17 protein-coding genes are annotated in these 19,524 nt (G+C 71.9%); 15 read left to right on the top strand and 2 right to left on the bottom strand.

Annotated elements, in window-relative coordinates; genetic code table 11:
- Positions 1–460: 460 nt before the first annotated feature.
- The 15 genes from ACIOFR_RS27615 (at position 461) to ACIOFR_RS27545 (ending at position 18,032) form a co-directional block, all read left to right on the top strand.
- Complete coding sequence (locus tag ACIOFR_RS27615; RefSeq protein ID WP_401001807.1) at positions 461–1,663, top strand: helix-turn-helix transcriptional regulator; 1,203 nt, start codon at positions 461–463, stop codon at positions 1,661–1,663.
- On the top strand, positions 1,660–2,331 hold the full coding sequence (locus ACIOFR_RS27610; protein ID WP_401001805.1) for an HAD-IA family hydrolase: 672 nt from the start codon (positions 1,660–1,662) through the stop codon (positions 2,329–2,331). Before ACIOFR_RS27615 ends, ACIOFR_RS27610 begins: the two co-directional genes overlap by 4 nt.
- A 205-nt stretch (positions 2,332–2,536) precedes the next feature.
- Positions 2,537–2,923, top strand: a complete 387-nt coding sequence (locus ACIOFR_RS27605) for a hypothetical protein (RefSeq protein ID WP_401001804.1) — start codon at positions 2,537–2,539, stop codon at positions 2,921–2,923.
- A gap of 336 nt (positions 2,924–3,259) precedes the next feature.
- On the top strand, positions 3,260–4,240 hold the full coding sequence (locus ACIOFR_RS27600; protein WP_401001802.1) for a hypothetical protein: 981 nt from the start codon (positions 3,260–3,262) through the stop codon (positions 4,238–4,240).
- 70 nt (positions 4,241–4,310) lie between these two features.
- Positions 4,311–5,804 carry an amino acid permease gene (locus ACIOFR_RS27595; protein WP_401001801.1) on the top strand — a complete coding sequence of 498 codons (1,494 nt, stop codon included), beginning with the start codon at positions 4,311–4,313 and terminating at the stop codon, positions 5,802–5,804.
- Positions 5,801–7,216, top strand: coding sequence for a glutamine synthetase family protein (locus ACIOFR_RS27590; protein WP_401001800.1), 1,416 nt, complete (start codon positions 5,801–5,803; stop codon positions 7,214–7,216). Before ACIOFR_RS27595 ends, ACIOFR_RS27590 begins: the two co-directional genes overlap by 4 nt.
- 87 nt (positions 7,217–7,303) lie before the next feature.
- A complete protein-coding gene (locus tag ACIOFR_RS27585; RefSeq protein WP_401001798.1) occupies positions 7,304–8,833 on the top strand; it encodes a Mur ligase domain-containing protein in 1,530 nt (509 codons plus the stop codon).
- A 32-nt stretch (positions 8,834–8,865) separates the two neighbouring features.
- A complete protein-coding gene (locus tag ACIOFR_RS27580) occupies positions 8,866–8,988 on the top strand; it encodes a hypothetical protein (RefSeq protein WP_401001796.1) in 123 nt (40 codons plus the stop codon).
- Positions 8,985–9,227: a hypothetical protein gene (locus ACIOFR_RS27575; RefSeq protein WP_401001794.1), complete on the top strand. Its 243-nt coding sequence runs from the start codon at positions 8,985–8,987 to the stop codon at positions 9,225–9,227. Before ACIOFR_RS27580 ends, ACIOFR_RS27575 begins: the two co-directional genes overlap by 4 nt.
- 70 nt (positions 9,228–9,297) lie before the next feature.
- Complete coding sequence (locus tag ACIOFR_RS27570; RefSeq protein WP_401001793.1) at positions 9,298–9,846, top strand: hypothetical protein; 549 nt, start codon at positions 9,298–9,300, stop codon at positions 9,844–9,846.
- 32 nt (positions 9,847–9,878) lie between these two features.
- On the top strand, positions 9,879–11,771 hold the full coding sequence (locus ACIOFR_RS27565; RefSeq protein ID WP_401001791.1) for a glycoside hydrolase family 15 protein: 1,893 nt from the start codon (positions 9,879–9,881) through the stop codon (positions 11,769–11,771).
- A 14-nt stretch (positions 11,772–11,785) separates the two neighbouring features.
- A complete protein-coding gene (locus ACIOFR_RS27560; RefSeq protein WP_401001789.1) occupies positions 11,786–13,912 on the top strand; it encodes an NB-ARC domain-containing protein in 2,127 nt (708 codons plus the stop codon).
- A 187-nt stretch (positions 13,913–14,099) separates the two neighbouring features.
- Positions 14,100–15,083, top strand: a complete 984-nt coding sequence (locus tag ACIOFR_RS27555; RefSeq protein WP_401001788.1) for a phosphotransferase — start codon at positions 14,100–14,102, stop codon at positions 15,081–15,083.
- 225 nt (positions 15,084–15,308) lie between these two features.
- The gene (locus ACIOFR_RS27550; protein ID WP_401001786.1) at positions 15,309–17,468 is read left to right on the top strand and encodes a Helicase associated domain protein; all 2,160 of its coding nucleotides are present in this window, start codon (positions 15,309–15,311) and stop codon (positions 17,466–17,468) included.
- Positions 17,469–17,477: 9 nt separating this feature from the next.
- The gene (locus tag ACIOFR_RS27545; protein ID WP_401001785.1) at positions 17,478–18,032 is read left to right on the top strand and encodes an HD domain-containing protein; all 555 of its coding nucleotides are present in this window, start codon (positions 17,478–17,480) and stop codon (positions 18,030–18,032) included.
- Here the strand turns inward: ACIOFR_RS27545 and ACIOFR_RS27540 are convergent.
- Both ACIOFR_RS27540 and ACIOFR_RS27535 read right to left on the bottom strand, forming a co-directional pair.
- On the bottom strand, positions 18,020–18,490 hold the full coding sequence (locus tag ACIOFR_RS27540; RefSeq protein ID WP_401001784.1) for an NUDIX domain-containing protein: 471 nt from the start codon (positions 18,488–18,490) through the stop codon (positions 18,020–18,022). The two genes, ACIOFR_RS27545 and ACIOFR_RS27540, sit on opposite strands and share 13 nt — an antisense overlap.
- The gene (locus tag ACIOFR_RS27535; RefSeq protein WP_401001782.1) at positions 18,487–19,236 is read right to left on the bottom strand and encodes a helix-turn-helix domain-containing protein; all 750 of its coding nucleotides are present in this window, start codon (positions 19,234–19,236) and stop codon (positions 18,487–18,489) included. The genes ACIOFR_RS27540 and ACIOFR_RS27535 overlap by 4 nt, the downstream gene beginning before the upstream one ends.
- Positions 19,237–19,524 lie beyond the last annotated feature (288 nt).

The raw sequence follows: 19,524 nt of genomic DNA, 5'->3' as shown, positions 1-19,524 counted from the left end.
TGCCGTCGTCGTTGTAGCGGCTGAGCGTGCAGCCGCACCGCTGGCACCGTCGTCCGCTCATCCTGCCCCCTCCGCAGACGGGAGGATCGGACCCCCGCCGACGACCGACGAGATCATATTTCGCTGTGAATATGACTACTCGAATGGCCGCCAGTGAACACTCTCAGGCACCCTACTGTGGCAGGCAGTTGCTCGTGGCGGAAAGCGATCACTTCGTTCGTCGCGGTCGCGACAGTCCCGATCGGCCCCCGACCTGGCGGTCCAACCTCACCGGCACCGGGCGGGTCGATGTCTACCTTGACGTCCGGGCTCAGTGGCTGCGCAGGAGGGCGCGCGTGCAAGCGATCCGCCATGCCCGACAGCGTCGCGTCCTGTCTGGAGTCCTGTTCACAGGAACGCCAGCTGCCAGCGTGATTAGTGGGTACCGTCCACGGGACGGACGCAGTCGAGGGGGATTCCGATGGGCCAGTGGCAGGACTTCACCACGGGTGAGCGGATCAAGATGCTCCGGGGGAAGGACACCCAAGCTGATCTCGCCGCGCGCAGCGGCCTGTCGATGCACACGATCCAGAAGGCCGAGCAGGACAAGAACGTATCGTTGCCGACTCTGCTCCGGCTGGCGGAGGCGTTGCACTCCGACGTGTCGGTGATCCTGGGGCAGCAGGCTCCGCGGCGGGGGATGGGCCGGGACGACCGGTCGATGCTTCGCGAACTGTCCCGGACAGTGCACGACACCGCCGCGGGTGTGTTGGTCGATCCGGCCGAGGGCGCCGCTCCGGGACCGGCCGATCTCGCCGAAGCCGCCGAGCGACTGTGGCGGATCTACTGGCGGGGCGCGTATACCGAGGCCGGCGTCCTCGCCGCGCCGTTCCTGCGGTCGGTCGCGCTGTACGCGCAGGCGGCTCCGGCCGGACAGGAGGCCGCAGCGAGCGCTCTCCTCTCGGATGCCTACCGAGCGGCCGGGCTGATCGCGAACTTTCTCGGCGCGCGGGATCTGGCGTACGCCTCGATCGGTCACGCCCTGCGGCATGCGGAGCTGGCGGCCGACCCGGTACGGGTGTCGATGCTGGGGTCCGCCCGAGCGCGGGTGCTGCTGCGCGACGCGAGGGTGGAGCAGGCGCTCCGGGAGGCGGAGGCGGCAGCGTCTCGTACCGAGCCGACCTTCTCCGAGCAGGGCGCGGCCTTGTTGGCCGCGTACGGGAAGAACATCACGTTCGCGGCGGTCGCGGCGTCCAGGCTGGGTGACTCCGACCGGTCGGCGGACTTGCTCTCCCAGGCCCACGCGGTGGCGGCGCGGCTGGGTCGCGACGTCTTCGGGAACGGGCTCCAGTTCGGTCCGTCCTACGCGGGTGCCCAGGCCGTGGGGATCAACGTCACGCTCGGGAACGCCGGCCGGGCGCTGGAGATCTCCCGCCGGTTCGATCGGTCGGGTCTGACGCAGGCGGCGCACAACCGGATGATGCTCGACGTCGCGCTCGCGCAGTGCGATTCACGGCAGTGGGACACCTCGCTGGACACGCTGCTGGAGGTCTGCTCGGCTCATCCCGAGTGGGCGGCGCACCAGGCTATCCCCGGGGTGATCATCCAGAGGGCCGGCCGCGCCGGGAACAGCCGGATTCGTAAGCTGTCTGAGATCCTGGGGACGTCTCCGACCATCCGGTGAGTACCGAACCCTCTGCATTGGAGTGCGTGTTGTCCTACCGCGGCCTGATACTCGACTTCGCGGGAGTGATGACCACTCCGATTGGCCAGTCCTCCCGGGCGTGGTGTGCCAGCGAGGGACTGCCGGCCGACGCCTGGCGGCGCACGCTCGAAGACGATCCGGCGGGTCGGGCGCTCTACGTGGAGCTGGAGCTGGGCCGCATGCCGCAGGCCGAGTGGAACCGGGAGACCGCTGCGCTCCTGGGGGTGGCCGCCGAGAACCTCATGGGGCGTGCCCACGGCGGTGTGCGGGCGGTGGCGGCGATGGTGGAGCTGGTGGCGCGGGCCAGGGACAAGGGGATCATCGTCGCGCTGCTGTCGAACTCCTATGGCTTCGATCCGTACAACCCGTATGTGGAGACGGGGGTCTGGGACCAGTTCGACGTGCGGGTCATCAGCGGAGTTGAGGGCATCGCGAAGCCGGACCCGGTGATCTTCCGGCGGACGCTTCAGCGCATGGGCCTGGCCGGCACCGACTGCGTGTTCGTCGACGACCACGCGCCGAACCTCGCGCCGGCCGAGGCACTGGGCATCACGACAGTGTTCGCAGACGGCCCCGACACCGCCGCCCGAGTAGCTGGACTGCTGGACCTCGACCCCGTCGAATCGGCTGCGACTGACAGTCACTGACGGCTCACCAAGAACTATCCGGCCGCAAACTCCTACGCACCGTACGACTTGGCTCTCCCCCGATCTCTGGAAGTCGTACGCACCGCCGGTTCGCTCAGAGCGACGCTGGCGTGACAGTAGTGACATGCCTTCGGACGTACTTCAATCGCCAGGCCGTGTCCCTGTAGCGATCTACATCGCTTCCCCGGGCGCGGACCCAGGCGGGGTGCTGGAAACGCACTGCCGCCAGTACGCGGAGACCCGCGAGTGGGTGGTGGCTGCCGTCTTCGCGGACGTGGGGCCGCTGCCTCCTCTGGAGGAGCGGAAGGGCTGGACCGGCGTTCAGAACGCCCTGGCGGCGGGCACCGCGCGAGGCGTCGTGACGTGGACGCGGTCGATGGTGGCCGAGAGTGCCGAGGCGTGGGAACGCTTGGTGGTGCGGCTTGGCGAGCTGGCCTGGTTCCTGGCGGCCGGAGCGCTCGACACACCCGGGCAGGCACTGTACGGCCGCGGCTGCCCGGACGAGGTATCCGCCAGCCACGGCCAGGGTGTGCGTCGTGTGCCGAACCGAGGCAGTTCCTCCCCCCGCGCCGACCCGCCTACGAGGCGCTGACCTAGGGCGGGGCGAGCTCGCTCAGCACCTGCAGGCGGCTGCCAACGCGCTCATCCCTTCCGACAGGAAGGGATCGGCTCTCCAGAGGAAAACGGCAAGATCATATTTCGCTGTGCATATGACCGCTCGAATGGTCGCCAGCGAATGCTCTCGGGCACGTTACTGCGGCTGGCAGTTGCTCAGGTCGAAGGTGATCACTTCGCTTGTCGCGGTCGAGACAGTCCCGATCCGCCACCGAGCACGCCTCCGTACATCACCTCTGCCATTCACCTCGGCGGCCTTCTGGCTCCGGTGTCGCGGCTCCTCCTAGCAACATCTTCCTGGAAGGGAACGGCGATGGACGTCTCATACGGCCCCGGGCCGCAGCTCGTTCAGCATCCCGCCGGCCACGACGAAAAGTTGCGCGGGGCGGTGGAGGAGCTGCGAGCCGGACGTTGGTGGGCGGCCCGGGCGCTGCTGGCCGGCTCGTGGCGTGACCGGGCGCTGTGGACCTCGCGCACCCAGGCGCTCGGTGCGGTCGCAGCCCACACGGATGTCCTTCAGCACTGGGCCGGCGAGGAGCCGAACGGTTTCGGTCTGGTCACGCTGCAGGCCAGGGCATCCGTCGAACTGGCTCTCATGGCCAGACAGTCGGGTTCCGCACCGCGAGAGGTTGCCGCCCGTGAGCACTCGGCCCGGGGGTGGTGCTGGCAGGCGGCTTCCACACTTGCCCGCGACCCCGTTCCGTGGATCGGTCTGCTGGCGCTCGCCCAGTTGGACACCGGCCAGGCACGTCCTGAGCATCGGGCCGGGGCACCGGACCAGATGCTCCCGCCCGGCCCGTGGGCCCTGCTCGACCAGGCTCTCATGGCCGACCCGTGGAACAGGGAAGCGTTCCACCGAATGCTCCGCTTCTGGATGGCTCGCGGTGAGAGCGGCCCGGCGATCGAGTTCCTGGCCACCTACCTGCCCAGCGCACCGGGCGGTTCCGCCCTCCACGCGCTGCCGCTGTACCTGTACGTCGACCGCTACCGCCGTGCCGAGCGCAAGGAAGCGGTCCAGATGCAGTGGACGGACGACGAGACGGTCCGCAACACGGTGCTACGCGCCTTCGGGCACTGGCAGGCTGCGCTCGCGCAGGGAGTGCGATGGCCGGTGGTGGACGAGAGTCACCTCGCGCACGCGCTCTGGGCGAGTCGCCAACGCCCGCAGGCGGCCGAGGTGTTCGCCGCCATGAGCCCGTTCATTTCAGCGCAGCCCTGGCAGAGCATGGCAGCGGACCGGCCGGGCGACCTGCTGCGGCAGGCGATGAACCAGTCCTACGCCGTCGCAGGCTGACCGCCACCGACCAGCCTTCCGCCCGGCCCCGCGCCGGGCCCGATCCCCCTCTTCCTCTGGAGGTTTCGCCATGTCCTGGCCCCAGCGCACCGCGTCCGGACCCGAGGACCAACATCTTCGCGCTCTCGGCTACGAGCCCGAACTCGTCCGCAGGATGGGCGGGTTCGGCAACTTCGCGGTCAGCTTTTCCGTGATCAGCGTGCTCAGCGGCTGCATGACCCTGTTCGGGTTCGGGCTGGTGACGGGCGGCCCGGCCGTGATGATGTGGGGCTGGGTCGCCGTCGGCCTGGCCGTCCTGCTGGTCGGCGCGGCGCTCGCCGAGGTCACCAGCGCCTACCCCACCTCCGGTGGCCTCTACTACATGGCCCAGCGGCTCGGCGGTCCGCGGTGGGGCTGGACGACCGGCTGGTTGAACCTGCTCGGGTTGTTGGGCGGGATCGCCGGCATTGACTACGGCGCGGCGTCGTTCATCGCCGCGTTCGCCGGGCTGCAGTGGGGGGTCGTCCCGACGCCGGGCCTGATCCTGACGATCTTCGCGGGTGTCCTGGTGCTGCACGCCCTGCTGAACGTCGTCGTCGTCCGCGTCGTGAGCCTGCTCAACTCCGTCTCGGTGTGGTGGCACTTGCTGGGCGTCGCGCTGATCGTCGGCGTGCTCACCGTCGTCCCCTCCCATCACCAGTCCGTGGGCTGGGTGTTCACGCACTTCGAGAACGGAACCGGCTGGACGAGCCCCATCTACGTGAGCGCCATCGGGCTGTTGTTGGGTGGGTACACGTTCTGCGGCTACGACGCGAGCGCGCACCTGTCGGAGGAGACCAAGGACGCCAGGCTCGCCGCACCGCGCGGCATCGTCCGCTCGATCTGGGTCTCCCTGCTGGCGGGCACGGTGTTGTTGGCCGGCCTGTTGTTCGCCGTCCAGGACTACGTCGGCACTGCTGCCGCCGCCGTGCCGCCCGCACAGATCTTCTTGGACGCGGTCGGGGCGACCGGTGCGAAGCTGCTGCTGCTCGTCGTGATCGGGGCCCAGTTGTTCTGCGGCAGTGCGGAGACCACCGCCGCGTCGCGCATGATCTATGCCTTCTCGCGGGACGGTGCGCTGCCCGGCTCGGCGACGTGGCGCCGGGTCTCGGCCGGCGGCGTGCCGGTGCCAGCGGTGTGGCTGGCGGTGTCGGTCGCCTTCGTCCTGGCTGTCCCGTCGCTCTGGTCCCCGGTCGCCTACGGCGCGGTGACGGCCGTGAACGTGATCGGGATGAACTGCTCCTACATCATCCCCGTCTACCTGCGGCTGCGGCGGGGCAGCCGGTTCGTCCCCGGGCCCTGGGAGCTGGGCCGGTGGAGCAGGCCGATCGGGATCGCCGCCGTGGTGTGGGTGGTGATCCTGACGGTGCTGGTGTGCCTGCCGCAGCGCGCCCCCGTGACCGTCGAGACGTTCAACTACGCGCCCATCACCCTGGCCGTGGTCCTCGTGCTGGCGTGGGTGTGGTGGAAGCTGGCCGGCCAAAAGTTCTCTGTCCCGGTGGTGGCCGACCCGCACCTGGCCCGGGTCGAGGCGCAGATCGTATGAGGGCGATGATGCGGGCCGCCCGCTCCCGCGCGGCCAAGCCCCCGACCACGGCGGCGCTCTCGCCGACCGGGCCGCTGGAGCAGTTGGTGTCCGCCTTCGGCCTGGAGACGCTGCTGCTGGCGACGGTCGACGCGCAGGGCCGGCTGAAGGGCAAGGAGTACGACGCTGCCCAGCTGGTGGAGCGGCTGCGGTCGGGGGCGCTGTCCCCGGAGATGTGCGCGTACGTGCTCGGCACCGACCTGGGCATGACCCCAGCTTCGATTGGTCCGTTCTCCTGGCAGTCCGGGTTCGGCGACGTCGCTCTGCTGCCGGACACCCGGCGGGCCCGGCTGCTGCCGTGGCTGCCGGGCACCGCGCTGGTGCTCGCCGAGCCGATCAGCGGCGGATACCCGCACCCGCTGGCTCCGGGCACGGTGCTGGCCGAGCAGCTGCACCGGCTCGCCGGGCTCGGCGTGGTGCCGGCGGTGGGGATCGAGACAGAGTTCGTGCTCTACGAGGGCACCGCCCGGGACTCGGCGGCCTCCGGCTGGAGGGGCCTTAGCCCCGCGGTGCGGGACAACCGTGACTACGGCCTCGACCAGCCTGGCCCGGTGCGGGAGTTCGGCCGCAGGCTCCGCCAGGTCCTGGCTGCCGCCGGTATGCCGGTCGAGGCCGTCAAGGGCGAAGGTGCGCCCGGTCAGGTCGAGGTGACCTTCCCGTACGGGGAGGCGGTGGCGGCGTGCGAGCAGCACGTGCTGTTCAAGCACGCCGCCCGGACGGTCGCGGACGAAGCCGGTCTGACGGCGTCGTTCATGGCGGCCCCGTCCACCGGGGTCGGCAGCGGCCTGCACCTGCACGTGTCCCTGGCCGACTTCGACGACCGGCCGGTGCTGGCCGCCGACCCGCAGGACGGGACCGAGCTGTCGGAGCTGGGCGGGCAGGCGGTGGCCGGCCTGCTGGCCGTGCTGCCCGAGGTCGCCCCGCTCTGGGCGCCGTACGTGAACAGCTACAAGCGGCTCAGCGACCACTCCTTCGCGCCGGCCCGCCTCACGTGGGGCCGGGACAACCGGACGTGCGCCGTGCGGGTGGTCGGCCACGGCCGCAGCCTGCGGCTGGAGGTGCGCCTGCCGGGTGCGGACGCCAATCCGCTGCTCGCCCTGGCGGCGGTGTTCGCCGGAATCCGGCACGGCATCGAGGCCGGCCTCAAGCCCCCGCCCGCCGTCAGCGGCGACGCCTACGAGCAGCGCGATGTGCCCCTGGTGCCGCAGTCGCTGGAGGAGGCCGTCGGCAGCTTCGAGGCCAGCTCCCTGGCCGGTGAGCTGCTGGAGGAACCGGTGGTCGCGCACCTGGCCCTGATCGCCCGCATGGACCTGGACCACCACGCCCGTGTGGTCACCGACGCCGAGGTCGAGCGCGGTCTCCTCCAGGCATGAGCCCCGGGCCGGTCGCGGGTCGAATCCCCCTCCCCGCGCCCGGCCCGGATCCAACCCCCACACCACGCTTCCCCGTTGGAGAACACCATGGACACCACCACCCGGCCCGAGACCGTGGTCGGAACCAATCCGCGGCCGGCCGTTCCCGGTCTGCTGGCGGCCGTGCACCTGGTCGACGTCGTCGCCTCCGGCATGGAGGGCCTGGCCCGGTGGCTGGCCGAGGCCGGAGCCGACGTCACCGGCAGCATCCCCGAGACCGCCAGGAACAGCCCCGTCGTCGCCGCGCTCGAAGCGGCGGGCGTACGGGTGCACGTCGGCTTCGACGCCGGGCACGTGCGCACCGACCGCACGGCGGTGGTCTGGTCGGGCGTCGTCGCCGGACCGCACCCCGAGCTGGACCGCGCCCAGGTGCTGCGGCTGCCGATCCTCGGACGTGCCGTCGCGCTCAAGGCCCTCTCCGTCCAGGCCGGAGCCGGGGCGGTGGCCGTGGCGGGCAGCCACAGCACCGCGACCGCTGCAGCAGCCCTCGCGCACGTCCTCGACGACGGACGGACGGGCTGGGTACTGACCGCCCCGGCCCGCGACGGTGCCGCCGGGCACGCGGGGGACGGCAGCCGAATCGTCGTGGACCTGTGCCCGGACGCCGGCACCCACGAGGCCGCTCCGCCCGGCGCCTGGCAGCACCGCCCCGCCCCGCACTTCCTGACGACCGAGCCCAGGTTCACCGCCGCGCTGATCCTCGCCACCAGTACCAACGCCCCGCACTTCGAGGACAACATCGCCGGGCTCAACGCCGCCGACAGGCTCGCCCGCAACGCGAGCGTGGTCGTCCTGCCGACCTGGGACACCAGCACGGCGAACCTGCGCGAACGCCTGGGCGACCGTCCCGTGCCCGACCAGCGGGTGGTCACGGTCGGCACCGACCCCGACTCCACCGTCTGGATCATGACACCGCGGTGGACCGGCGCGGACTTCCGCGTCGTCCTGCGCTACCAGGAGACGGACCACGCCTTCGTCCTCCCGGTGGCCGGCCGCCACCACGCGCTGGCGGTGTGCGCGGCCCTCGCCACCGCGCTGGTGCTCGGCGAGGACCCGCAGGCCGTCGCCGAGCGCGCCGCCTCCTTCCGCGGGGTGGAGCGCTCGCTCTCCACGGTCGGCTCGCAGCGCGGCATCACGGTGGTCGACTCCCGGGCCCGGCACCCGCGCGAGGTCGCCCAGGACGTGGAGGCCGCCCGGATGCTCACCGACGGCTCCCTGCTCGTCGTCCTGGAGCCGGACGGCATCGCCCGCACCAGCAAGCACGCGGCCGAACTCGGCGCCGCGCTCGTCGGCGTGGACCACGCGCTGCTGCTGCCGGTCAGCACTCCGCTGGTCCACCACACCGTGCCCGACCCGCTCGACGACGTCGAGCAGGCCGCCCGTCACAAGCTCGGCGAAGGCAAGGTCCAGCGGGCCCGCTCCGGCCCGTGCGAGCCCGGCCCCGAGCAGCTCGTCGGTGAACTGGCCGCCGAGGGCGACCTGGTCCTGGTCATCGGCACCGGGCAGTCCGAGCGTCTCGGGGCCCGTCTGCTGTTCCACCTGGCGGCGCCCGGTGCGCCGATCCCTCAGCACCTGTGAACCGTTCGAACCGCCCTGTTGGAGACGCCGCCGTGCCCACCGCGCCCTTGCCCGTCCTCGCCTCCACCGAACGTCGGCTGATCGTCCTGGCCTCCGCCGGAGCCACTTTCGAACCGCTCGCCCGCACCGCCGGGACGAGGAGCGCGGCACCGTGAGCGCCCGGCCGAACCCCGGGCGGATCGCGCTCGCCGTGCTGTGCTTCCTGCTCGGCGTGATCATCGGCGGATGCACCGTACACCTGCTGGAGCACTTCTCCACCCTCGGTCAGCCGGTCTACCTCGGCATCTTCGCCGCAGCCGCCCTGACCACCCTCGGCGTCGCCGACCGCCTGGTCAACCACCGCACGCCGCCCCCGAACGACCCCAACCGCACCGGCACCCGCCGCCCCGGCTGACCAGCACGACCCGCACCACCCATGGCGGCCGTTCGGGCCAGGGCCGCACCCCTTCGACCACAGAGACCAGATGACCACACCACCCACCCACCACACCGTCGCCCTCGGGCATGCCCACGGCCGTCGCGACGGCGGACCGGAGCGGCTGCGCTACATCGAGGCTCCGACCCCGTTCAAGCCGGACGGCCGGCTGTCAGTGTTCCTCGCCGGGGCGACCGTCGGCTGCCCGGACTGGCAGTTGGAGGCGGTCGACCTGCTGGCGGGTACCGGCTTCGACGGCACCGTCCTCAACCCGCGCCCCTCCCGCCACCCCGCCACCGACCCCTACGCCGCGTGGGCGCCGTTCGGCTGGCAGGACACCAACATCCGCCGGGCCTCTCTCGTCCTGTTCTGGAACCCGATCGGCCACGTGCGTGTCCAGGACTGCTACGAGGCCGGCCTGTTCAGCCCCTACGGCGGGGCGGTGGTCGTCGGCTCGGACCCGGCCGACCCGGTCCAGAAAGCCAACCGGGTGCTGCTCGGCCACCTCATGCCGTGGCTGCCCGTCGCCGACACACTCGCCGAGACCGTCACCGCAGCCCTCGCCGCGCTGGCCACCCCGGCCGCCGTCCGCGGCTGACCACCAACTCTCCCGCTCACGTCAGGACCACCATGCTCCGCGCCGCCACCCCGTTCCGGATCGAGGACCTCGCCCTCCTCGGCAACACCCGCACGGCCGCCCTGGTCCGCCCGGACGGCGCCATCAACTGGGCCTGTATGCCCGACTTCGACTCCCCGGCCGTGTTCGCCGCGATGCTCGGCGGCGAGGAGCACGGCTTCTGGCGCGTCGGCCCGGCCGTCTACGACGGCTCCCCGCCGCCGCCGGCCGACCGCCGCCAGTACCTGGGCGACACCCTGGTCCTGCGCCAGGAATGGGACACCGACAGCGGCGTCCTCGCGGTCACCGACTTCATGCCCGGCCCCGACGTCACCGACGACGCCGACCCGCAGATCATCCGGATCGTCGAGTGCGTCAGCGGCGTGGTGCGCGTCGCCTCCGTCTTCCGGCCCCGTACCGACTACGGTGCCACGCCGCCGACCATCCAGCGCTTCAACCACGGCACCCCGCGCCTGTCGGCGACCACCCACCCGCACGCGTACTGGCTCGACGGCCCCTCGCACACCGTCAACCGCGACGGGGTGTGCCGGGCCGACGTCACCCTCCACGCCCACCAGAGCATCGCGCTCTCCCTGACCTGGAAGCCCTCCAACAGGCCCGCGCCCATCCCGCCGGACGCCTTCGCCGAGCTGGACGCGACCGTGGAGTCGTGGGAACAGTGGGCACGGGGGTGCACCTACCGCGGCCCGTACCGCGAGGCCGTGGTGCGCTCCGCCCTCACCATCAAGGCCATGTGCCACCCGGGCGGTGGCGTGATCGCCGCGCCTACCACCTCCCTGCCCGAGCAGCTCGGCGGCGAACGCCAGTGGGACTACCGGTTCGTGTGGCTGCGCGACAGCGCGCTGGCCATCGCCGCCCTGATCCGGCTCGGACAACTGGAGGAGGCCCGGCGCTGGCGGCAGTGGCTCCTCGCCACGATCACCCCCGAACGCCTCCAGCCGATCTACCGCATCAACGGCGACACCGACCTCGACGAGGAGGTCCTGGACCACCTGCCCGGGTACGAGGAGTCCCAGCCCGTGCGCATCGGCAACGGCGCCGCCGGCCAGCTCCAGCTCGACGTGTTCGGTGAACTCGCGGACACACTGCTGCTCGCCGAGGACGCGGGCCTGCCGCCCTCACCGCAGGTCGACGCCCTGCTCCTGGCGCTCGTCTCCCAGGTGGAGCTGCGCTGGCGGGAGCCGGACGAGGGGATCTGGGAAATCCGGGGCGAGGCACGCCACTTCACGCATTCGAAGGTCATGTGCTGGGTCGCCGTGGACCGGACCCTGCGGCTGCTGGAGCGCCGCCCCGGCGCCGACCCCGCCGTCCTGGTCGGCCTGGCCGCGCTGCGCGAGGAGATCCACCACGACGTGTGCGCCCACGGCGTCGACGAGCGCGGAGTGTTCACCCAGTACTACGCCGACCAGACCCTCGACGCCTCCCTGCTGCTGATCCCCCAGGCCGGCTTCCTGCCCGCCGACGACAAGCGGGTCATCGCCACCACCGAGGCCATCCAGCACGACCTCACCGAGCACGGCCTGGTCCTGCGCTACGCCACCCACGAGGCGCCCGGCGCCAACGTGGACGGCCTCGCCGGCCACGAAGGCGCCTTCCTCGCCTGCTCGTTCTGGCTCGCCGAGAACCTCGCCGCCATCGGCCGCACCGACGAGGCCCGCGAGCTGTTCGACCGGCTCCTCGCCCTGCGCAGCGACCTCGGCCTGCTCGCCGAGGAGTACGACCCCCTCGCCCAGCGTCAACTCGGGAACTACCCGCAGGCGTTCTCGCACTGGAGCATGGTCGACGCCGCCGTCCGCCTCGCCCCCAGGTCCCGGACCCGGCGGGCCGCACCGCCCCGCCCCCGGGCAGCTGTCGAGCAGGCGGCACCCGCCGCCGTGGTCGCGTAGTGCGCGGGGACGAGGTGCGCAACACCGTCGACAGCTCATCGGTCGCCACCGCCGTCCAGGCCGGCACCATCACCGGCGGCGTACACCTCCACCCGGGCCCGCCATCGCTGCCGACACCGGTGCCGCGCCAACTCGCCCCCGTCCCTGCCGTGTTCACCGACCGGGAGGACGCCCTGCTGTCCCTGGACGCCGCCCTCGGCCGAGCCCCCGCCGACGAAACGGCACCCGTCGTGGTGATCACCGGCCCGGACGGAGTCGGCAAGCGGGCCCTCGCCACGAAGCTGGGCCACCAGATCGCCGACCGGTACCCGGACGGCCAGCTGGTGACCCGGCTGCGCGCGCACTCACCGGGCGGCCCCGCCACGGCGGCCGAGGCCGCGCGGTCACTACTGCGCTCACTCGGCCTCGGCGACCACGCCCCGCTGCCCTGGACCGAACAGGACCTGCTCGGCCTGTGGCGCAGTGAGACCGCCCGTCGGCGCGTGCTGGTGGTGCTGGAGGACGCCGCCGACGCCGGGCAGGTGTTGCCGCTGATTCCGGCGGCGCCGGGCTGCCTGGTCATGGTCACCAGCCGCGACCCGCTGCCCGCGCTGCTGGCCCACGGTGCCGTCCACCACCGCCTCGAACCGCTGGCGGCCGAGCACGGACTTCGGCTGCTGTCGCGGATCGTCGGCGAGGAACGCACCGGGCGCGACCCGCAGGGGGCGGCGGCCCTCGTCGGGTTCCACGGCGGGATGCCGCTGGCCATCGCGCTCGCCGCCGCCGACCTCGTCCTCCAGCCCGACCTGCCTCTGCGCTCCGGCCTACCCGCGCCCTCCCCATCAGGGGCAACCCGATCGGACAACCCCGTGCGCCACGCCGTCGACACCGCCCTCGCCCACCTGTCACCACAGGAGGCCGGGTTCCTGCAGCGGCTCGCCCTGGTCCCGGCCCCGGACCTCGACCTCGCGTCCAGTGCCGCCGCGACCGGCACCACCCGCGACCAAGCCAGGCTGCTCCTCGCCGAGCTGGCCGCCCGGGGCCTGCTTGACACCGCCCACCGCGCCGCCGTCCGCGGCGACCTCTACACGCTCCGCCCCGCCGTCCGCAGCGCCGCCATCGGCGTCGGAGCATCGGCCAGACTGGCCGCCGACGCCGCCTGCACCGGCTACCTCACCCACCTGCTCCAGGCCGCCCGCGCCTGCGCCCAGCTCCTCACCCCGCACCACCGCGTCCTGCCCCGTCCGTCCCTGGGGCGCCCCGTCGAGCCGGTCCGCTTCACCAACCGGCACGAGGCCCTCGCCTGGTTGGAGGCCATCGCCCCAGCCGTCGGCGCCGCCATGATCACCGCCGTCGACCGCTGCGACCCGGCGATCGCCTGCGCCCTCGCCTCCGACCTGTGGCCCCTGTTCCACTACCACCGCGACGTCCCGATGTGGATCATCGTGTACGAGGCCGGACTGCGTGCCGCGCTCCGCTGGGGCGATCCGATGGCGATCCGCGAGATGTCCTCCACCCTCGCCCTCGGCCTGGTCGCCGCCGGACGCCACACGGAGGCCGCCACCCACTACTCACGGGCTGCCGCGCTGGCCCACGTTGCGGGCGACCGCGCCGGCGTCGCCCAGTACACCTCCGGCATCGGGGCCGCCCTCCACGACGCCGAACTGTACGACGAGGCGCAGTCGTTCCTCGGAGAAGCCTTCAGCCTCTACAGCGACCTCGACGACCGCCGGGGCGCGGGACTCGCCGGGATGCTCCTCGCCTCCGCAGCCGCTCGCCAGGGCCATGTCGACTTCGCCCTCCCGATTCTGCGCATGGCCCGTACCGATCTCACCGGCCTCCAGCCACCGGACCCGCTCAACGCCGCAAGGGCGCTGGCCTACCTCGGCGAGGGCTACTCCCTCGCCGGCCAGCACGATCTCGCCGTCTCGACGCTTGTCCAAGCCCGGCGCGAGTTCGCCGACCTCGGCCACCGCCACTGGATCGCCCGCACCACCGAGTTCCTCGGACTGGCCGCCGAACGCTCCGGACAGTCGGAGGTCGCCCTCGGCTGGTACACCGCCAGCCTCCACCAGTACACGGGCCTCGCCAGCACGAGAGACGAGAAGCGACTCAACGACCGCCTCGCCGCCGTGCTCGCCCCGTGCCCCGACACGCGGTGAGCGTCGCCCCGACCGCCGGCGCGATGTCCCCGCCCCCGCCACCGACCGCCACTACCCCGGACTGCGACATGCCAACCGCTGCCCCACCCGTCCACCACCGCACCCCGCCCCGACCGGCGGCCCACCGCCAGCACCCCCGCGTCCGCCCCGCGTCCGCGAGCGCCCCCCTCTCCGCACCGGGCATCCGGTGAGCCCCGCAGAGCGGGAACCCCGCGCCCTGGACCCGGCGGGCGAGGCAGCGCTCGCCGAAGCCGCCGCGATGACGGGGCTCGACCCGGCCGGCGCGGTCGTGCTCCAGCACCGCCAGCACGCAGTGGTGCGCCTGCCCCGCGCCACCGGCCGGTCCTCCGCCGTCGCCAAGATCTACAAGCCGGGCGAGGACCACTCCGCCGTGCAGTGCCAGACGATGGCCGCCCACTGGCTACGGGACAACGGGGTGATGACGGCCCGTCCGCTGAGCGCGCCCGCCGTGACACGCCAGGGCCGGCTGGTGACCTTCAGCGAGGACCTGGGCGACGGCGGCCCCGTCTCCTCCGCGCAACTGGCACACCTGCTGTCCGCGCTCCACGCCCTCCCGGTGCCCGAACACCTGCGCCTGCCGGTACTCGACCCTGCCCGCCAGCTTCTGGCCAGGATCGCCGCCCTGCCCCGGCGGGTCCTCGCACCGGGCGACCGGTACTGGCTGTACGGACAGGTGACGGCAGCCGGCCAGCAGTGGTCCGCCCACCTCTGGCCCCAGGCCCCGGCCGTCGTGCACGGCGACCTCAACACTTTCAACACCATGCTGAGCCCCAGTTTCGGACCGGCACTGCTCGATCTGGAATCCCTCGCCGTCGGACCTGCCCTCTACGACCTCGCGTTCGTGGCGTGGACCCGGGACGGCTTCGCTGCGGACCCCCACGGGTACGAAGAATTCCGGACGGCCTACGGTCTCGATGTCACCACCGTCCAGCGCGGCGCGGCATACAGGGTGCTGGCCCGCCTGCGAGCGGCATGCGGCGTCGTCATAGCCCTGGAAGCCGCAACACACGACCCGGCGTGGATGCCCGAGGCCACGCACCGGACGGCCTGCCTGCGGCGCCAGAGCGAGGGCCCGCCCGCCTACCCGTGGGACTGGAACAGCCGCGAGGCCCCCGTGATGCGACGGCCCGGGGAGGCGCGCAGCGACTGATCAGGCAGTGGCCGGGCCGGGCGGGTGCGTGCCCGGCCCCGGACCGGCCGCCGGTCCTCGATGCCCGGCGGACCACCCGCACCGGCCTGCGGGAGAGGACGCCATGACGAGCGGCCCCCGCCCGTCCGGGCTCCGTCCGGGCTCCGGCCGGGCCCTTGCCGACACCCCGCTTGAGCGCACTGCCACGGACCGCCGACGCCACCAGTTACTGCTGCAAGGACACCCATGCTTCACACCACCCCCCGGATCGAGGACACCGTCCTGCCCGAAACCGCCCCTTCCCACCCTGCCCGGCGTCCGCGTGCGTTCGCCGGCGTGACCTTGTGGCCGGACCAGGACGAGGCGGTCGACAAGGCCACCGCCGCGCTGAACGCCACTCCACAGGTCGTCGTCCTAATGGCCTGCGGATCCGGGAAGACCGTGGTCGCGGGCGCCATCGCGCAGGAGGTCCTCCCCCGCACCGGCAGTGTGCTGATCGCCGTTCCCACACTTGACCTGGTCAGCCAGACCCTCGACCAGTGGGCCGGCGCCTTCGGCCCCGATGCCCTCGGCGAGGTGATCGCGATCTGCTCGGACCGACGGGTCCTCGGTGACGCCTCCGCCGGCCGCGGTGCCCGGGTCGTCAGCGATCCTCAGGAGCTTGCCGACCTCAGAACGACGGGGCGGCGGATCACCGCGATCTGCACCTACCAGAGCCTGCACATCGTGATCGCCGCCCACCAGGCCGGCGCCGGCGCCTGGGACCTCGTCATCGCCGACGAACTGCACCGCTCGGACAGCAACACCTGGGCACGGATCCACAACGACCAGAGCATTCCGGCCCTGCGCCGGGTCTCCCTGACGGCGACTCTCAGGGACCTCGTCGGCACCGACGGCATCCCGGTCCGGCCCGACCGGTTCGGGCCCGTCGTCCACCGGCTGTCCGTGGGCGAGGCCATCGAGCGGGGCCGGCTCGCCGACTACGAGCTGGTCATCGCCGACACCTCCACCCGGACCGTTACCGACCTCGTCCGCCAGGGCACCTTCCTGACCGTGGGCCCCATGCACGTCGAGGCCACCGTCGTGGCGAAAGCCGTCGCGGTCCTGCGCGCGGCCACGGAGCGCGGCTCCCGCCGCATGATCACCTACCACTCGACGGTCGCAGCGGCCCGCGCCTTCGCCCAGCTCCTGCAGCACCTGGTCGCCCACCTGCCGCCAGAGCACCGGCCCGCCTCACTGTGGACCGGACACGTCCACGGCCGACAGGACCGTACCGTGCGCCGCCGGATCCTCGACCGCTTCCGGTCGAGCACCGAGAGCCTCGCGGTCCTCACCAACTCCCGGCTCCTGATCGAGGGATTCGACTGCCCGGAGACCGACGCCGTCGCCATCGTCGACCCGCGCCGCTCGAAGATCGAGGTCACCCAGATCGCCGGACGGGCCCTGCGCCGGGGCGACCGGAGCCGCGAGAAGGTCGCGGCCATCATCGTCCCGGCCATCACAGCCGCGAACGCAGGTGAGGACAACGGGTTCAACACCGCCCTGGCCACCGTCGCGGCCATGGCCGCCATGGACGAACGGCTCTACCGCCACCTCACCCGCATGCGACGCTCCCGCGACCGCCCCGCCCGACCGGCCCAACCACCGGGCCTGCCGAACTGGATCTCCTTCAGCGGGACCGGCGAGATCCCCGCCGGCTTCATCGAAGCGATCACCACCAGGGCCGTCCTGTCCACCGGTTCCCGCCGGGAGCGCCACCTGGCCGACCTGAAGGCCTTCCACGCCCAGACCGGCCACCTGCGCGTCGCCCGGGACTGGATCGGCCCCAGCGGGGAGAGGACCGGGCAGTGGCTGAACAACGCCAAACACCGGCACCGCCAGAACTCCCTGCCCGCCTCCGTCACACGCCGGCTCGAAGACCTCGGTGTCGTCTGGCACACCGGGGAAGCCGAGTGGAAGCAGCTCGTGCAGGACCTGACCGACTACAAGGCCGAGCACGGCAACCTCCTGGTGCCCAGCACCTACGTCACCCCCGGCGGCCGGCCCCTCGGCTCGCAAGTCCGCGTCAGGCGAAGGCAGGGCGACTCCCTCAGCACCGCCCAGCGCCACGAGCTGGACGCCCTCGGATTCGTGGGCTCCGTCGCGGAGCACCGGTTTCGGAGCAACATCACGCTGCTGAAGGAGTTCGTGGCGCAGCACGGCCATGCCCGTGTCCCGCCGTCGGACCGAGGCGGTGACCACGGCCGCCTCGGGGACTGGCTGAAGAACTGCCGAAAGAACGCCCGTCAGGGACGGCTGCCGCTGTGGCAGCACACTGAACTGACGGCATGCGGCGTCGACCTCCCCCCGCACCACGACAGCACGACCGGGCCGCAGCACGAGGAGCGTCGACCACGCCTCGCCTAACCTGGGTTGATGCACTTACTCGCTGCGCATCGCCTTACGGGCATACTTCTGTCGGACCTTCCTGCGCGATGGGCTCACTCCCAGCAAGTGTTGTCTCAGGCACGGAAGCTGGCGCCCGTTGTGGGTAGTGCTCGTGAGGTTCTCGCGGTGAGCGCGATCCTGCACGATGTGGGCTACGCGTCCGCGGCGGTTGATACCGGCCAGCACATGATCGACGGTGCCCGCTACCTTGCCCGGTTGGGATGTGATCCGCTGGTCTGCTCGCTGGTGGCCTACCACTCCTCGTCGGAGTGGGAAGCAGCCGAGCTTGGGCTGGCGCCCGCGCTGGCGGAGTTCGAGCGGCCCCCGTCCGATCTGTTGGACGCCATCACGTTCTGCGACCTCACGAGCGGGCCCGGCGGCGCTCTGGTGGATGCCACCTCGCGGCTCGATGAGGTCCTTTGCCGCTACGCTCCGGACCACGTCGTTCACCGGGCCGTGTCGGCGGCGCGCCCGGCCTTGCTCTCGATGGTCGCCCGGGTCGAGGAGCGGCTGGCGGCTCGTCCGGGCGGTTACCCGATGTAGGGGGCGGGGTCGTTCTCGAATCCGCGGTCGAGGCGAAGCCGTGTCGTCGGCGCGATATCCAGGGCGTCAAGTTCGGACCGGGGCGTCCACCGGACCTCGAACGACTCCGAGCTGGCCCTCAGCGTGCCCCCCTGGGGCTGTGCGCGCAGCGTGATGGAGAACTCCTGGCGCACCTCGCCGTCGGAGAAGGCGATCACGTGGCCGGGGTCGCTGTAGATGCCCACCATGCCGGTCACCCGCACCCGGATGCCGGTTTCCTCCTCGACTTCGCGGACGGCGGCTTCGGCGATGCTTTCGCCGATCTCCTGGACGCCTCCGGGCATTGCCCAGCGTCCGTTGTCGGAGCGTCGCTCCAGGAGCACCTCGTCGTGGTCGTTGAGCACGAAGGCGGTGACGGCGGGGACGATCCGCTGGGCTTCCGGGGCGTCGGGGTCGTTGAAGTAGTCGGTGCGGCTCACGGGGTGCTCCTCTTCAGCGGTTCGGCTCGGGCCCAGACCTTGTCGAAGCTCTCCTGGTAGCTGAGTACGAGCAGGGCTCCGGCGACGCGGCGCAGGTGCAGGACCGGGGTCAGTGGTGCGCTGATTCCGTAGATCTGGGTGTTGACCAGCAGTTCGTCGTCGGATCGGTAGAGGGAGTTGTGCAGGGTGGAGCGGTGCGAGCGGAACTCGATTCCGGGTACCCCGTAGAGCGGCCTGTACAGCTTGATGACTTCCCGGACCTTGTAGGCGACTCCCTCGCCGATCTCCTCCTCCTCGCCTCGGCGGGCGACCTCGGGGCTGTCGGGGTCTCCCAGCAGGATGCGGATGCGAACGCCGGCGTCCGCCTTGGTTCGCAGGAGGCGGTGCCAGCGCGGGTTCTCCGCGAGATGGACCCCGGCGTGTACGAGGATTCCCAGCTCGGACGTGGCCCGCTCGGCGAAGGTCAGCCAGAGGTCCGGTGGCACGGAGGAGCGGTGGGGGTAGACGTGGACGATCTCGGCGTCCGCGGCGTCGATCCGCTGTTCCTCAGGCTTCGCGTTCGGCCAGAGGTAGTCCTCTTCGAATCCGAGGAATGCTGCTGTGGCCTGCCGGTGCTTGCGGTAGGGCTCGCGGCCCTTGGTGATCCAGCGCTCGACGGTCCTCGCGTCCACCCCGGCGTGCTCCGCGAGGTCTTCTTCCTTGACGCCCCGGCTCACCAGCGCGGAACGCAGTCGCTCATTGGCCATTCGACCCCCACTTCGGACGTCTTGGGACGCACTCGGACGGCCTGACGCTAGCGGGGACGTCCTGATACGTCCAGCTCATGTCTGATCATGTCCCGCACGGTGGAGGCACTCTGAGTTATCGCCAGCTCACGCGCGGGTGCCCCATCCCCGTCCGAGCCGGCTATGGACCACTCGCCTGCGTCCGCATCGGCCCTAAGCCGCAGCCGCCGCCGGCAACTGAAGCACCCACTTCGGTCCGCCCGCGCATCGTTCGCGGGACTCACTCCGCCCTCCGTCATGGAGGACTAC

It is taken from the genome of Kitasatospora sp. NPDC088346 (assembly GCF_044740765.1).
Lineage (GTDB): Bacteria > Actinomycetota > Actinomycetes > Streptomycetales > Streptomycetaceae > Kitasatospora.
This window is presented reverse-complemented; position numbering and strand designations above follow the sequence as displayed.